Genomic DNA, 15,510 nt, shown 5'->3' with positions numbered 1-15,510 from the left:
AATGTTATCTGGTATGATGCTGCAACCAATGGAGTTCAATTAGGCGATACAGTTTTATTAGCTGACAATACAACTTACTACGCAAGTTTAACCACAGCGGAAGGTTGTGAAAGCACCAGTCGATTGGCGATAACGGTAAGTTTAACCGACCCAGGATTACCAACGGCAACAGAAACTACGCAAACTTTCTGTGCTTCGGATATGCCAAGTATCGCAGACATCGTTGTAAACGAAAGCAATGTTATTTGGTATGATGCTGCAACCAATGGAGTTCAATTAGGCGATACAGTTTTATTAGCAAATAATGCAACTTACTACGCAAGTTTAACGACAGCAGCAGGTTGTGAAAGCACAAGTCGATTGGCGATTACGGTAAGTTTAACCGACCCAGGATTACCAACGGCAACAGAAACTACACAAACTTTCTGTGCTTCGGATATGCCAAGTATTGCAGACATCGTTGTAAACGAAAGCAATGTTATCTGGTATGATGCTGCAACCAATGGAGTTCAATTAGGAGACAGTACGTTATTATCCGACAATACAACTTATTACGCAAGTTTAACCACCGCAGCAGGTTGTGAAAGCACCAGTCGATTAGCGATTACGGTAAGTTTAACCGACCCAGGATTACCAACGGCAACAGAAACCACGCAAACTTTCTGTGCTTCGGATATGCCAAGTATTGCAGACATCGTTGTAAACGAAAGCAATGTTATCTGGTATGATGCTGCAACTAATGGAGTTCAATTAGGCGATACTACTTTATTAGCTGACAATACAACTTACTATGCAAGTTTAACGACAGCAGTAGGTTGTGAAAGCACAAGTCGATTAGCGATTACGGTAATGTTTTACGATCCTATTGTTCCTTCAATTCAAGGAGAGTTTACGGATGTTTGTGTACAGACAGAATATACTTATAAAGCAGATGCAGGAATGCTTAGTTACCTATGGGTGATTGAAGAAGGCCAGGTAATTGCTGGTGGAGGATTAGATGACGACTTTGTAACAGTACATTGGGCATCTATAACAGATGAAGCTTCTGTGGCTGTGTCTTATATTGATAGTAACGGATGTGTAGGCGATACAAATTTAACCACAACCATCCCTGTAAATGTAATTAGTTGTTCTGATATTACTATAACTAAAACGGTTGATAATCCAACACCAACTGCAGGAGAACAAGTAGCTTTTACCATTACTGTAGCCAATAATGGGCAAACAGCTTTTGAAGATGTTGTGGTAGAAGAAATTCTTCCTTCAGGATATGTATTTATTGGAGCTTCTGCAAGTATAGGTACATATAATGAAATAACAGGCGAATGGATTATACCAAACCTAGAAGCGGGAGAAACAGCCGTATTAACAGTTAATGTAAAAGTAGCAATAGATGGAGATTACCTAAATATAGCTAAAATTATTAGCTCGACTCCAGAAGATGCCGATGCAAATAACAATATAGCTGAAGCAGAAGTAGCGCCATTATGCTTAACTGTTTATAATGAGTTTACACCGAATAATGATGGGCATAATGATTATTTTGAAATAGACTGTATTGAAAAATATCCAAACAATACCCTGAAAGTTTATAATAGATTCGGAACTCTTGTATATGAAACTAAAGCTTACGATAACACTTGGGATGGTAGAGCAAATAAAAGTAGTATAGGTGGCGATGAACTGCCATCGGGAACTTACTTCTATGTGTTAGACATTAACCAGGACGGAATAGTAAAACAAGGTTGGTTATACATTATGCGATAATAGCGAATAGATATAGAAATATTGCTTATATAAATAATAGAATATGAAAATATTAAATTTAGTAAACGTTAAATTTTGGTTGTTCATAGGTTGCCTAATTCCGCTGGCAACTTATGCACAACAAGATCCGCAATACACTCACTACATGTATAACACCATGTCGGTAAACCCAGGTTATACAGGAAGTATAGGAAGTCTTGAGGCTAATGTTTTATATAGAAGTCAGTGGGTAGGAGTAGATGGCGCTCCTGAAACGCAAAATTTCGGGATACATTCTCCTTTAAGTAACGAACGTATAGGAGTAGGTTTAGATATTACTAATGATAAAATAGGCCCTTCGAGCGAGCAATTTATTAACGGTAATTTTTCCTACACAATTCCTGTAACTTATAAAACAAAATTGGCTTTAGGGGTAAAGGCTGGAGCTAGAATTTTGAATATCGATTGGACAAAAGGAACTTTTAAAAACCAATCGGATGTTTTGTTAAACAATAACATCGATAATAAATTAATGCCTAGTTTAGGTGCAGGCGCATATTACTATAGCAATAGATGGTATGTTGGTTTATCGGTTCCAAATTTTATTAGATCAGATTATTATGATGATATAGAAGAAGCCGTTTTGTCTGACGAGCTTCATTACTACCTAATGGCAGGTTATGTTATGGATTTATCGCGTTCGATTAAATTTAAACCTGCATTTTTAGGAAAAGTGGTAGCTGGCGCTCCATTTATTTTTGATGTTTCTGCAAACTTCTTATTTAATGAAGTCTTTACAGCAGGTGTTTCTTATCGTTGGGATGATTCTGTAAGTGCGATTGCTGGATTTAATTTTATGCAAAATTTCTTTGTAGGGTATTCTTACGATTATACCACTACCGATTTTCAGAAGTATAACGATGGGACACACGAAATTATCTTAAGGTATCAAGCTACATCAAAGTCAAATAGAATAAAATCGCCTAGATTCTTTTAAAATTTATAAATAACCCTGAAAGAGTAAAATTATGAAATATATATTAAGTCTTAGCATATTGCTCATTACCGTAAATTTTGCAATGGGGCAACGCGACTTGAGGGTGGCGGAGCGTTATTATGATGAATATGCCTATCAAGAAGCAATTCAGGCCTATGAGCGTTATTTAGAAAATTCAAATAAAGAGCCAGAACTAGACGTATTGCAAAAATTGGGCGATGCGAATTTATACCTTAGTAACATTCCGCAAGCTTTAAATTGGTATAGAAAGGTGTACGAAATGCAGGGAAGTAATATTTCCGATCAATATTATTTGAAATACATTCAAGCATTACGCGGAAATAGAGACTATGAAGAAGCAGAAAAACACACTAAAAAATACATCGAAAGAAAGCACGATGAAACTCTGGTAAAACGTTACGTAGCACAAAAAAAACTTATTGATAGTATTAGTGACGATAACTCTTTATATACCATAAAAAATTTAGAAGCCATTAATACTCCAAATTCCGATTTTGGCCCTGCCTTTTATGGCGATAAAGTGGTTTATGCCTCTTCAAAAGATTCTGTAGTGGGGAATATGTATTCATGGAATAAACAACCTTTTTTGAGTTTATACGCTGCAATACAAAATGGAGATACGGGCGATTTAGCAGAGCCAAAACCATTTCTTCCAGAAATAGCATCAAAATATCACGATGCCACGTTATCGTTTACTAAAAATTTAGATACCGTTTATTACACAACCAATATCAGACATAAGAAGAATAAATTATTAAAAACTAAAGAAGGAACAAGCAACTTTCATATTATTAGAGGAATTTTAGCAGAAGGAAAACTGATAAAAACAGAAAGCCTACCTTTTAATAGTACAGAATATTCTACAGGACACCCAAGTATTCGGCAGGATGGTAAATATTTGTTTTTTGTTTCAGACATGCCAGGAGGATATGGCGAAACCGATATTTATGTAACCCAAGTTTTTCCTGATGGAAGTGTAAATACACCAAAAAATTTAGGATCAAAAATTAATACAGAAGGTAGAGAGATGTTTCCTTTTGTAAAAGGCGATACGTTGTATTTTTCTTCAGACGGACATTACGGAGTAGGAGGTTTGGATATTTTTAGTGCAATTGATAAAGGAGATTTCAACTACGAAAATCCCAAAAATTTAGGGCGACCTGTAAATAGTAACCGAGATGATTTTTCTTTTATAATAGACTCTACAGAGCAATACGGATATTTTGCCTCTAACCGTTTAGAAGGAAAAGGAGACGATGATATTTATTCATTTAGAAAAGAAAAACCTGCATGTGACCAATTTATTACTGGAACAGTTACCGATTCTTTAACTAAAAAGCCAATAGCGGAAGTTAAGGTAACGGCCTTTAATAAATACGAAGAGCAAGTAGCCGATACTGTAACCAATACCAATGGCGTTTATCAATTAGAATTACCTTGCGAGCAAACTTATAGGTTGGTAGCTTCTAAGCCAAACTATACACAAGATGAGGAAGAGGTAACTACGGAAGATGAAAATAAGGCTACAATAGAAGGAATAGATTTTGTATTGACAAATTATGATGATTTAATCAAGAAAGAAGATGATAAAGAAATGATTAGTGTAAATCCTATTTATTTTGACTTTGATAGTGCAGAAATTACCCCAAAAGCAATTACAGAGTTAGATAAAGTAGTTTTTGTAATGCGTGAATTTCCTAAGGTGAAAATAAAAATAGAATCGCATACCGATGCACGTGGTTCAGATAAATATAACCTTCAGTTATCACAGCGTAGAGCAGAATCTACACAGGCGTATATTATTAGCAAAGGAATCGATGCTACACGTATAGAAAGCGCAAAAGGATATGGCGAAACACAGCTAAAAAACCATTGTAGTAATGGTGTAAAATGCACCGATGAGGAGCATGAATTAAATCGAAGATCAGATTTTATAATTATAGAAAAGTAAATTAGTTAAAGCTTAGCGCAAACTAATATTATCTTTTTTTCAGTATTATCGGAGGTAAAGAATAGGTATTCTTTACCTCCGTCTTTTATATTGCCTTTTTTCCTTATTTCCGCAACCGATAGTGGGAAGTTTTTAGCACTGATGTTCGCTTTTTTAAAAGGAATAGCTTTTAAGTTTTTTTTATTAAAGGCTATGCACGAAGAGATTTTAAAATGCCTTCCGGGAAAATTTATTTTTTTAGCAGAAATATATAAATGACTATGTTGGGCTACTTTTTGAAGCTGATAATGTGTAGCTATGCTTTTAAAAAATCCAGCTTTTAAGATAGCCGCATTAGGCTCGTAGAGAAAACCAGTTAAAGTACCGTAATTATTTTCAGTAAGCTGTTCGTTCGCTATCGTGTTGGTATATACTGGTTGTTTTGTGCCTAAGTTAATACAAGAAATAGGAACCTCGTTTATAGGTAACGGGGTGCTGTCTTCCAATACCCAAAGCAACTCTTTTACTTCGTTTTTTAACGCTACAACATATAGCTTACTAACTTTTTTAAGTATTGAAATCCCTAATTTAATATCTACAAGCGGAGAAGTTTTTAACAAAATGGCTTTTGTTTTACTTCCTAGAAGTTTTAAAATAGCATCGATGTTTGGCTGGTAATCCTCTAGTTTAAAAACCTTTCCTTTTGTTGCGTGTCTACGCGATGGGTCTGCATAAACCCAGTCGTATATTTGGGAAGAATTTTTTAAGTATTCAACTCCATCTTGAGCTATAAAATGTATGTTTTCTTTGTTGGATAATTGTGAAAAATTATGTTTTGCAATTGCCGATAAACTTGGGTTGATTTCTACATGGGTTACATGAGATATTTTTTCAGAAAAATAATAGCTATCTACACCAAACCCACCTGTAATATCTATTAGTGAATCTCCATTTACTACAGAGGCTTTAAACTGTGCTGTAGCTTCCGATGAGCTTTGCTCTATAGAAATAGGATTTGGGTATATTATATTTTTTGTAGTGTACCATTTAGGGAGTTTCTGTTTAGTTTTTTTACGAGAAGTTATCTGTGTGACCACTTCTTTGATATCACACTCTTTAAACGATTTAGTTTGTAGGATAAGCTTATGTACATCGTCATTTTCATGGGCGTAAATAAAGCGTTGTACATCTTTAGCTAATAGGGCTTCATTAATCATAACTCTAGATCTGTTTACAGATTTCATACAATGAGATAGCAGTAGCTTGTGTAACATTCATACTGCTATTTTTTCCGTACATGGGGATGTGAATATGGGTACAAAAACGATTCAAAATATTTTCCGGAATTCCTAAGCGCTCATCGCCAATTACCAAAACAATAGGTTGTGTAGAGGTTAACTTTAAAGCCTCTAAAGGAATGCTGTTTTTGGTAATTTCTAAACAGATAATTTGGTAATTGTTCTGTTGTAAATTTTCTAAATAAGCAATGCTATCTTTAATGCAATGGTGCTTAACATTGGCAATAGTTGCTCTTGCATTTCGCTTTAAACGCGTACTGTTTAAATTAATGCTTTCGGGTAGGATAAGTTCTTTTACCGCAAAGGCATCGGCAAGCCGAAAAAGTCCGCCAATGTTGGCAGGGCTTTGTACATGATGAGCTAAAATAATGATAGGTTTTTTTTGTTGCTCAAACTTATTTTCATGATGTTTAAGTTGTTGCTCCATCTGTTAATTTTCAAAAACATATTTAATAATGTTAGCGCCCATCTTTAATGCTTTTTCTCTAATTTCGGGAGGGTCGTTATGTACTGTGGCGTCTTCCCAACCATCGCTTAAATCGGTTTCATAAGTGTAAAGGAATAACAGCCTGTTATCTACAATAATGCCAAAAGCTTGTGGACGTTTTCCATCGTGTTCGTGAATTTTAGGTAAACCTTTAGGGAATTTAAAAGCGCTGTTAAAAATAGGGTGATTTACAGGAAGTTCTTGTAAATTTTTATTAGGAAAAATTTTTTTTAATTCTCTGCGTATATAAGTATCAATACCATAATTGTCATCTACATGAATAAAACCACCACTTAGCATGTAATTGCGAAGGTTTTCTGCTTCAAAATCGGAAAAATAGATGTTTCCGTGTCCGGTTATAAACAGGTACGGATAGGTGAAAATTGCAGGACTATCGGGGGTAACATTTACAGGTTTTTTACTGATTTTTGTATGGATTTCACTGTTGCAATATTCAATAAGGTTTGGTAATGCGGTGGGGTTTCCATACCAATCACCTCCTCCTTTATATTGCAGTATAGCAAGCTCTTGGGCATTAGTCCAAAAAGAACAAATTAGCAATGTGAACGCAAGAATTTTTTTCATAAAATTAGAGGTTGTTAAGGGCAAATGTGTGGCAAGCAACAATGGCTGCAGTTTCTGTACGAAGGCGTGCGTTGCCTAAGCTAACAGCGGTAAAACCTTTTAAAGCGGCAAGCTTTATTTCTTTTTCAGAAAAATCACCTTCGGGACCAATACAGATTAAATAATCTTTTTGGGGAGTAATGCTGTTTTTTAGGACTTCTTTTGGGGTGTTTTCGCAATGTGCTATGTAGTTTTCTGTGTTAGAATGGGGTTGATTTAAAAATTCGCTAAAGCTTATTTGAGGATGTAAAACAGGTAAGCTGTATCGTAAAGATTGCTTCATGGCACTTTGTATTATTCGTTCATAACGCTCAAGTTTTATTACTTTTCGTTCGCTATGTTCGCAAATAATTGGGGTGATGCTATCAATACCAATTTCGGTAGCTTTTTCTAAAAACCACTCAAACCTATCGTTCATTTTGGTGGGTGAAACAGCCATGTGTAGGCGATAATTTTTGCTTTCTTCTTCTGTTTTTTTTATAACTTTAGCAATACATTTTTGCGGATTTGCTTGTTGTAGTTCTGTAGTAAACAGGGTGCCTTTTCCGTTGGTTACATAAAGAGTATCGCCAGGTTTTTTTCGTAAAACTTTTGCAATGTGTTTGCTTTCGTTTCTGTCGAAAAGTAATTCGGTGCTGTTTGGGGATATATCGGCTTGATAAAATAATTGCATAATTAAATAGCGTATCTAGCGTTTGCAGTGATGGTATTTTGGGTGAAATCTTTTTGTAGGAACTTATAATAACCTGCAATTCCTATCATAGCAGCATTGTCTGTTGTGTATTCAAATTTAGGAATAAAACATTTCCAATCCCATTTTTGTTCGGCATCTTTTAGTGCATTTCTAATTCCGGAGTTTGCAGAAACCCCTCCGCCAATTGCAATTTGTTTAACGTGGGTTTGCTTAACAGCTTTTTTTAGTTTTTTAATCACTATTTCTATGATGGTATGCTGAAAAGAAGCGCATATATCCATTAAATTTTCTTGGATAAAATCAGGATTGTTTTTAGTTTCTCGTTGTAAGAAATAAAGCATAGCTGTTTTTAAACCGCTAAAACTAAAATTTAATTCTTTTACATTAGGAATAGGAAATTTAAAAGCATGAGGATTACCCATTTGTGCATATTTATCTATTTCTGCTCCTGCAGGATAATTTAAATTTAGCATTTTTCCACACTTATCATAGGCTTCACCAATGGCATCGTCTAGGGTTTCCCCGAGAACTTCCATGGTAAAATAATCTGAAACTTTTACAATTTGCGTATGCCCGCCACTTATGGTAAAACCTAAAAAAGGAAAACTAGGAACAGCGGTTGTTGTGTTTTCTTTTATAAAATGGGCAAGTAAATGTGCCTGCATGTGGTTTACTTCGATAAGCGGAATGTTTAAGGCCATTGCCATAGATTTTGCAAAAGAAGTACCAACCAGTAAAGAACCCATAAGCCCAGGACCTCTGGTAAAAGCAATGGCAGATAATTGTTCTTTTTTTATATTCGCATTTTTTAGGGCCTGATGAATAACAGGAACAATATTTTGTTGATGAGCACGTGAGGCTAACTCTGGCACAACACCGCCATATTGTTCGTGGACTTTTTGGGTAGCCACCACATTGCTAAGTACTTGTTCATTACATAAAACCGCAGCGGCAGTATCATCACATGAGGATTCTATACCAAGAATATATGTTTTTTGTGAATTCATTAAGATATTTTGAGAATAGAATTAGCTATTATTAATTAGAAAGCTACTAACTTTGTTGTTTAGTAGAGCAATACAAAAATAAGATTATTCTTTAGAACTTTGTAAAGTGAGTTCTAATTTAAAGAAGTTACATTTATTAGACGATTTTTAAAAATATTAAAACGCGTAATACTAGCTATATTGCTTTTATTTGTATTGCTTGTATTGGTTTTTTCTATACCTGCAGTACAAACCCTTGTCGCAAAAAAAGTAACTACAAGTATTAATGAAAGTTATCAGGTAGATATCAATGTTGCCCGAATAAGTATAGCTTATAACGGGAGTGTAGTTTTAGGAGAAGTAAATATTAGAGATCATCATAAAAATACCCTTATAGCAGCTTCCGAACTTAAAACCTCTATGCTTAACTTACCAGGCTTAATAGGAGGTTCTCGATTAGATTTTGGTGATGTTACTGCAAAAAAACTGCAACTGAACATGGTGCAGTATAAGGGAGAAACCTCTACCAATTTAGACGTTTTTGCCGCAAGTTTTGACGATGGCAGTCCTTCAGAGTCCGATTTTAAACTTACCATTAGTCATATTATAGCTACCGATTCTAAATTTACCTATACCGATTATAACGCGTCAACCCCGGAAATAATAACCCTAGATAAACTTAATATAGATGCCGCAAACCTTTTGGTAGATAACTCCGATGTTTTTTTAAATATACAGTCGTTAAGTACAGAAGAGAGTAATTTAGGGCTTTTTGTAAAACATTTACATGGGAAGTTTAGCTATACGGCTACACACCTAGATTTGGAGAATTTTCTTATAGAGACACCCACTTCTTCTTTAACGGGAGATTTATCGCTTCTTTATACAGAAGAGAATGGGCTATCCGATTTTGCTAACCGTGTGAATTTTAAAGGAAAGCTTACCGATAGTAAAATAAGTACCGAAGATTTAAACCTGTTTTACAACGAATTTGGAGAAAATAAAACCTTTAATTTATCATCCGAAATTACAGGTCCGCTTAACGAACTACAACTTTCTAAACTAGAAATAAAAGGTTTAGATCGTAGCCAAATACGAGGAAATTTAAAACTTCATAATGTTACAGATGCAGAACACTTTAGCTTGTCGGGAAATTTTTCTCGTTTGGCAACCAATTATTATGATTTAGCAGCACTTTTACCAGGAATTTTAGGAACTAGCTTACCAAGCCAATTAAAAGAAGTAGGAAATTTAAGTTTACACGGATATGTAAATTTAACTTCTAAAAAGCTAATTACCAATGCTATTGTTACCACTCAGTTAGGAGCGGCAAATTTAGACATTACCTTAAACAATATTCAAGATACCGATAATACCAGTTATAAAGGAAAAATAAAATTTGATGATTTTAACCTTGGTAGGTTTATAGGAAATAATAGCCTAGGAGCTACTAGTTTTGTGCTTAATGTTGATGGGAAAGGATTCTCGCAAGAAGCAGTAAACACACTGCTTAATGGAACCATAAGTGAATTTAGGTTTAACGGGTACACTTATCGTAACATCCAGTTGTCAGGTTTACTTAAAGCCCCATTGTTTAATGGAGAACTTTTTATAAACGACCCTAATTTAGAAATGCATTTTAAAGGACTTCTAGATGTTGCAGAAGAGGAAAATGTATACGATTTTAAAGCTACCGTAGCGCATGCAAATATTAAAGCTTTACATTTTTTTGAGCGTGATAGCATTGCCTTGTTTAAAGGGAGTTTAAATATAAACATGAAAGGTACAAGCCTGGATAACATAGTAGGAGAGGCCGCCCTAACCGATGCTATGTATGAAAATGAAAACGACACCTATAATTTTAAAGAGCTGAAAATAGTTTCAGGCTTTGAAGAAGAAATACGAATGGTAAAAGTAATTTCTTCTGATGTTATTGAAGGTGGAATTGAAGGGCAGTTTCTTATCGAAGAAATTCCAATATTATTCGAAAACGCTTTAGGAAGTTTATATGCCAATTATAGTCCTATTGCAATTTCGCCAGACCAGTACTTAGATTTTAATTTCAATATTTATAATAAAATTATCGAGGTTATATTTCCCGATATAAAACTGGCACCAGATACTTTTGTAAAAGGTAGTGTAGAATCCAGCAAATCGGCATTTCAGCTTAATTTTAGCTCACCTCAAATAGGCGTGTATGGCAATAATTTAAAAAATGTTAACTTAAAGATAGACAATTCAAACCCGCTTTTTAATACGTATGTAAAAGTAGACCAGGTAGAAACAGGTAGCTATAACCTCTCGGATGTTAACCTTATTAACGTAACCCTGAATGATACACTTTTTATGCGTACCCGTTTTAAAGGCGGAAAGAATGCAGAAGATCAATACAGGCTTAACTTTTTTCATACCATAGATACCGCAAAAAATTCTATTGTAGGAGTAAGGCCATCAGAGGTTTTATTTAAAAATAACCTATGGAAACTTAATAAAAATAACGATAAACAACGCGTAATTTCTATTGGGCAAAATTTTAGCGATATAAAAATAGATACGCTCATGATGGAACATCAAAATGAAAAAATGGCGTTTCAAGGGGTAATGCGAGATTCTACCTACAAAAATTTTAAGTTAGACTTTACCAATGTCGATATTAATAAAGTAACTCCAAGTGTAGATAGTTTAGCTTTAACAGGAACAATAAACGGGAATTTGCATTTCCAACAAGAAAAAGGAGTTTATAAACCTACCTCAAAACTTCGTATCGATTCGCTTTCTGTAAATAAAATTCCGTTTGAAGAGTTGCATCTTGATATTGCCGGGAGCGAAACGTTGTCAACATATCAAATAAATGCTCTTTTAGGAAATCCTGAAAATAAAATCATGGATGCCGCAGGTGCAATAGAAGTGAGCAATGAAGCTTCAACTATAGATTTGAACGTGAAATTAAACGAGTTAAACCTAAAAGCTTTCGACCCTTTTGGAGCAGAAGTAGTTTCTAACCTCAGGGGAATGCTTTCGGGCGAAGCAAATATAAAAGGACCGCTGACTAGTCCTGCTATCGACGGAAAACTCGCTATAAAAAAAGGAGGGCTAACGGTTCCTTATTTAAATGTAGATTATGCTTTTCAGGAAGAAACCAATATAAATCTGTCCGAAAATAACCTGCAAATAGAAAATACAAGCCTTACCGATACAAAATATAAAACCAAAGGAACTTTTTATGGCGCTGTAAAGCACACCAATTTTAGTGAGTGGAATTTAGATTTACACATCCAAGCCCCTAAACGTTTGGTGGTTTTAGATACGCCACCTACCGAGTTTGCATTGTATTATGGTACGGCTTTTATAGGCGGAAATGCCCATATATCCGGCCCTACAGATGAGTTGCAAATAAACGTATCCGCAACAACAAAACAAGGGACAATCTTTAAAATTCCGTTAAGCGATATGGAAAGTATTGCAGACAATTCTTTTATCTATTTTATTACGCAAGAAGAAAAAGAAGCTAAACAATCGGGAAGAGAAATTAGAATCAAAGAGGTAAAAGGATTAGAATTGTTTTTCGACCTTAACGTAACCGATGATGCCGAAGTAGAAATCGTAGTAGATCAAGATAGTGGTAGCTCCATGCGAGGAAAAGGTGCAGGAACCTTACTGATGGAAATTAATACTAATGGAAAATTTAAAATGTGGGGAGATTTTGTAGTGTATGAAGGAACTTACGATTTTAAATATGGCGGAATTATCGATAAAAAATTCGAAGTAGTTTCTGGAGGGAATATTACTTGGGATGGCAACCCTACAAAAGCCGACTTAAATTTAAGGGCTTTATATAAAACAGAAGCAAACCCAGCAGTATTGTTAGAAAACACCATGATAAACAGAAGTATTCCTGTACATGTTTATATTGATATTTTAGGCGATCTTACTGCGGTAGAACCAGATTTTTTCTTGGCATACCCTAATTTAGGTTCTGTAGTAAAATCAGAGTTAGAATACCGTATTGCCGATAAACAATCTAGGCAATTACAAGCACTATCGCTAATTGCACAAGGAAGCTTCTTAAGTCCTAATAGTGGGACAACAGCTGGTAACTTGTTATTTGAAAAAGCATCGGGGTTATTTGATGATATTTTCTCTGATGAAGAAGGGAAATTTAAAGTAGGTTTAGATTATGTGCAAAGTAACCGTAGTCCAGACCAAAATGCTTCGGCAGATAGGTTCGGGTTAACCTTGCAAACGCAGATAAACGATAGGATTTTGATAAACGGACGTGTAGGGGTGCCTATTGGTGGGGTAAATGAATCTGTTGTGGTAGGAAATGTAGAGATAGATTTTCTTTTAAATGAAGATGGAAGCCTAAAAGCAAGCCTGTTTAATAGAGAAAATAATATTCAGTATATAGGAGAAGATTTAGGTTACACACAAGGAGTAGGACTTTCTTACTCGGTAGACTTTGATACATTTAGAGAATTAATAAGAAAAATATTAGGGAAAGAAATAAAGCTAGAAGAAGTATCTAATGAGTTGGATAAACAAAAAGAAAAACCAAAATCGTTAGCACCAGATTATATTAAATTCCCAGGAAGTTAACTGTTAATTTTTTTCCATTGGGAAACAATAAGCAATATGCAGCTTAAGGCAAGTATAAAAGCAATGCTCCCATAAAGATATTCTTGATAAAGGATATAGCCCGTACCAAATAAGATGCTATATACACCAATTGTTCCTGCAAAAAAGGCCATAATTTTATAACCAAAATGATGAAATTTATTTTTATCACCATAAATAAGTTTGTCAAAGCTTTTTAAGGTTTTTGCCTGTGTAGGTGAGCTAAGCAAACTAACCAGTACCCAAGCAATGGTGGTTATAATTACTCCAATTAATAATTGCCAATGTTGGGCAAGCTCAAACCAAGGGGTTTCTAGTTTATCATTGATAAAAAATAGAACAGCGATAATAAAAGAAACAAGCATTGCTGTAATCTCGCTATAAGGGTTTATCCTATGCCAAAACCAGCGTAAAATAAACAAGAGACCTGTTCCTGCGCCAATTTGCAGCATTAAATTAAACGCATCTTTAGCCTCTTCTAGAACAAAGCTTAGTAAGGCAGCACAAATCATCATCAACAAAGTAGATAAACGCCCAAGAAGTACTTTTTTACGTTCGCTGGCTTTTGGGTTAATAAAACGCGTATAAAAATCGTTTATAACATAACTACTTCCCCAATTTAAATGGGTAGAAATAGTACTCATAAAGGCCGCAATGAGTGATGTGGCAACAAGTCCTAATAATCCCGCCGGTAAATAGGTGAGCATTGCGGGGTATGATAAGTCGTGTTTTATAAAAGAATCGTCTAATTCGGGAAAGGCAGTTTTTAAACTTGCTAAATCGGGGAAAATAATCAGAGAAGCCAAACCAATAATAATCCATGGCCAGGGCCTAATGGCGTAATGTGCAATATTAAAAAATAAAGTAGCCCATGTAGCTTGATTTTCGTTTTTAGCCGCGAGCATACGTTGGGCAATATATCCGCCACCGCCAGGTTCAGAGCCAGGATACCACACGCTCCACCATTGTACCGTTAAAGGAATAATAAAGAGCGGAATAAAAAGTTCTGGTTTAGAAAAATCGGGAAAAAGTGCCATTTTCTCCTGAACCGCTGGCGCACTAATAAGCTCTTGAAGTCCGCCAATTTGCGGTAAATCTACAAGGTAAATCGCAGCCCAAACGCTGCCTAATAAGGCGATGATAAATTGTATAAAATCGGTGATAATTACCCCTTTTAAACCACCAAGCATCGAATAAAACACGGTAATAGAACAGGCAACAAGTAAGCTTTCTGTAGCCGAAAACCCAAACATTACGTGTCCTATCTTTATTCCGGCAAGGCAAACGTTTGCCATAATTACAATGTTGAAAAATACGCCTAAATAAAGCGCACGGAAACCTCTAAGGAAGGCTGCACTTTTACCGCTATAGCGAAGCTCATAGAATTCTAAATCGGTGGTAATATTGCTTTTTCGCCATAATTTGGCGTAGAAAAAAACGGTGAACATTCCGGTAAGTAGCATACTCCACCAAACCCAGTTTCCAAAAACGCCATCGTTGCGTACAATACCAGCAACTAAGCCAGGTGTATCGGCAGCAAATGTAGTGGCAACCATAGATACTCCTAAGAGCCACCAAGGCATGTTTTTTCCTGAAAGGAAAAAGTTTTTTGTATTTTTTCCGCTTGTTCGAGCAACTAAAATTCCAATAAGTAAGCTTATTAGAAAAAAACTACAGATAACTATCCAGTCTATAAATTGAAGTTGCATAAAAACGTATTTTAGAAGTTATTCGCTAATCGCAATAGCGCTAATCTCTACGTTTACAAACTTAGGGAGGTTAGCTACTTCTACGGTTTCTCGGGCAGGTGCATCATCATTATTAAAATAGGTAGCATAAACTTTATTAATACGATCAAAGTTATGCATGTCGCTAATAAAAATAGAAGTTTTTACTACGTTAGCCAAACTCATGTTTGCTGCTTCAAGAACAGCTTTTAAGTTTTCTAAAACTTGTGTTGTTTCTGCTTCTAGTGTGCTGTTTACTATGGTGTTATTGCTAGGGTTTATGGCAATTTGACCAGAAACATAGAGGGTGTTTCCTGCACGAATAGCTTGGTTGTACGGGCCTATTGGTGCAGGGGCGTTTGAGGTAGAAATAACTTTTTTCATAC

Annotated in this window: 11 protein-coding genes; 4 read left to right on the top strand and 7 right to left on the bottom strand. The window is 35.3% G+C overall.

Features of this window, described 5'->3' with window-relative positions:
* The 3 genes from GGR32_RS07780 to GGR32_RS07770 form a co-directional block, all read left to right on the top strand.
* The coding region (locus tag GGR32_RS07780; protein ID WP_183477628.1) for an Ig-like domain-containing protein at positions 1 to 1,767 on the top strand (1,767 nt) is incomplete at its 5' end.
* Positions 1,768 to 1,810: 43 nt separating this feature from the next.
* On the top strand, positions 1,811 to 2,743 hold the full coding sequence (locus tag GGR32_RS07775) for a PorP/SprF family type IX secretion system membrane protein (RefSeq protein WP_183477627.1): 933 nt from the start codon (positions 1,811 to 1,813) through the stop codon (positions 2,741 to 2,743).
* Positions 2,744 to 2,774: 31 nt separating this feature from the next.
* Entirely contained in the window at positions 2,775 to 4,715 is a 1,941-nt protein-coding gene (locus GGR32_RS07770) for an OmpA family protein (protein ID WP_183477626.1), read from the top strand.
* Between the two features lie 5 nt (positions 4,716 to 4,720).
* On the opposite strand, the gene GGR32_RS07765 is transcribed toward GGR32_RS07770, so the two are convergent.
* Genes GGR32_RS07765 through tsaD form a run of 5 tightly spaced genes read right to left on the bottom strand, consistent with a single transcriptional unit; the run spans position 4,721 to position 8,804 of the window.
* On the bottom strand, positions 4,721 to 5,911 hold the full coding sequence (locus GGR32_RS07765) for a class I SAM-dependent methyltransferase (protein WP_221403704.1): 1,191 nt from the start codon (positions 5,909 to 5,911) through the stop codon (positions 4,721 to 4,723).
* 4 nt (positions 5,912 to 5,915) lie between these two features.
* Positions 5,916 to 6,419, bottom strand: a complete 504-nt coding sequence (locus GGR32_RS07760; RefSeq protein WP_183477625.1) for a TrmH family RNA methyltransferase — start codon at positions 6,417 to 6,419, stop codon at positions 5,916 to 5,918.
* A gap of 3 nt (positions 6,420 to 6,422) precedes the next feature.
* On the bottom strand, positions 6,423 to 7,064 hold the full coding sequence (locus GGR32_RS07755; protein ID WP_183477624.1) for a DUF4159 domain-containing protein: 642 nt from the start codon (positions 7,062 to 7,064) through the stop codon (positions 6,423 to 6,425).
* Between the two features lie 4 nt (positions 7,065 to 7,068).
* Entirely contained in the window at positions 7,069 to 7,776 is a 708-nt protein-coding gene (locus GGR32_RS07750; protein ID WP_183477623.1) for a 16S rRNA (uracil(1498)-N(3))-methyltransferase, read from the bottom strand.
* Positions 7,777 to 7,778: 2 nt separating this feature from the next.
* Positions 7,779 to 8,804 carry a tRNA (adenosine(37)-N6)-threonylcarbamoyltransferase complex transferase subunit TsaD gene (gene tsaD, locus GGR32_RS07745; RefSeq protein ID WP_183477622.1) on the bottom strand — a complete coding sequence of 342 codons (1,026 nt, stop codon included), beginning with the start codon at positions 8,802 to 8,804 and terminating at the stop codon, positions 7,779 to 7,781.
* Between the two features lie 180 nt (positions 8,805 to 8,984).
* Between tsaD and GGR32_RS07740 the strand changes: the two genes are divergently transcribed.
* Positions 8,985 to 13,379 carry a translocation/assembly module TamB domain-containing protein gene (locus GGR32_RS07740; RefSeq protein ID WP_221403703.1) on the top strand — a complete coding sequence of 1,465 codons (4,395 nt, stop codon included), beginning with the start codon at positions 8,985 to 8,987 and terminating at the stop codon, positions 13,377 to 13,379.
* Here the strand turns inward: GGR32_RS07740 and GGR32_RS07735 are convergent.
* On the bottom strand, positions 13,376 to 15,106 hold the full coding sequence (locus tag GGR32_RS07735) for a sodium:solute symporter family protein (protein WP_183477621.1): 1,731 nt from the start codon (positions 15,104 to 15,106) through the stop codon (positions 13,376 to 13,378). The two genes, GGR32_RS07740 and GGR32_RS07735, sit on opposite strands and share 4 nt — an antisense overlap.
* Positions 15,107 to 15,124: 18 nt before the next feature.
* Entirely contained in the window at positions 15,125 to 15,508 is a 384-nt protein-coding gene (locus GGR32_RS07730) for a Rid family detoxifying hydrolase (protein ID WP_183477620.1), read from the bottom strand.
* Positions 15,509 to 15,510: the final 2 nt, after the last annotated feature.

It is taken from the genome of Mesonia hippocampi (genome assembly GCF_014197445.1).
In the GTDB taxonomy this organism is placed as follows: Bacteria; Bacteroidota; Bacteroidia; order Flavobacteriales; family Flavobacteriaceae; genus Mesonia; species Mesonia hippocampi.
The sequence above is the reverse complement of the archived record's forward strand: the minus strand, read 5'-3'. Positions and strand labels throughout refer to the sequence as shown.

Coding starts and splice junctions, on each gene's coding strand:
- GGR32_RS07775 (WP_183477627.1), top strand. CDS start 1,811: ATGAAAATATTAAATTTAGTAAACGTTAAATTTTGGTTGTTCATAGGT.
- GGR32_RS07770 (WP_183477626.1), top strand. CDS start 2,775: ATGAAATATATATTAAGTCTTAGCATATTGCTCATTACCGTAAATTTT.
- GGR32_RS07765 (WP_221403704.1), bottom strand. CDS start 5,911: ATGATTAATGAAGCCCTATTAGCTAAAGATGTACAACGCTTTATTTAC.
- GGR32_RS07760 (WP_183477625.1), bottom strand. CDS start 6,419: ATGGAGCAACAACTTAAACATCATGAAAATAAGTTTGAGCAACAAAAA.
- GGR32_RS07755 (WP_183477624.1), bottom strand. CDS start 7,064: ATGAAAAAAATTCTTGCGTTCACATTGCTAATTTGTTCTTTTTGGACT.
- GGR32_RS07750 (WP_183477623.1), bottom strand. CDS start 7,776: ATGCAATTATTTTATCAAGCCGATATATCCCCAAACAGCACCGAATTA.
- tsaD (WP_183477622.1), bottom strand. CDS start 8,804: ATGAATTCACAAAAAACATATATTCTTGGTATAGAATCCTCATGTGAT.
- GGR32_RS07735 (WP_183477621.1), bottom strand. CDS start 15,106: ATGCAACTTCAATTTATAGACTGGATAGTTATCTGTAGTTTTTTTCTA.
- GGR32_RS07730 (WP_183477620.1), bottom strand. CDS start 15,508: ATGAAAAAAGTTATTTCTACCTCAAACGCCCCTGCACCAATAGGCCCG.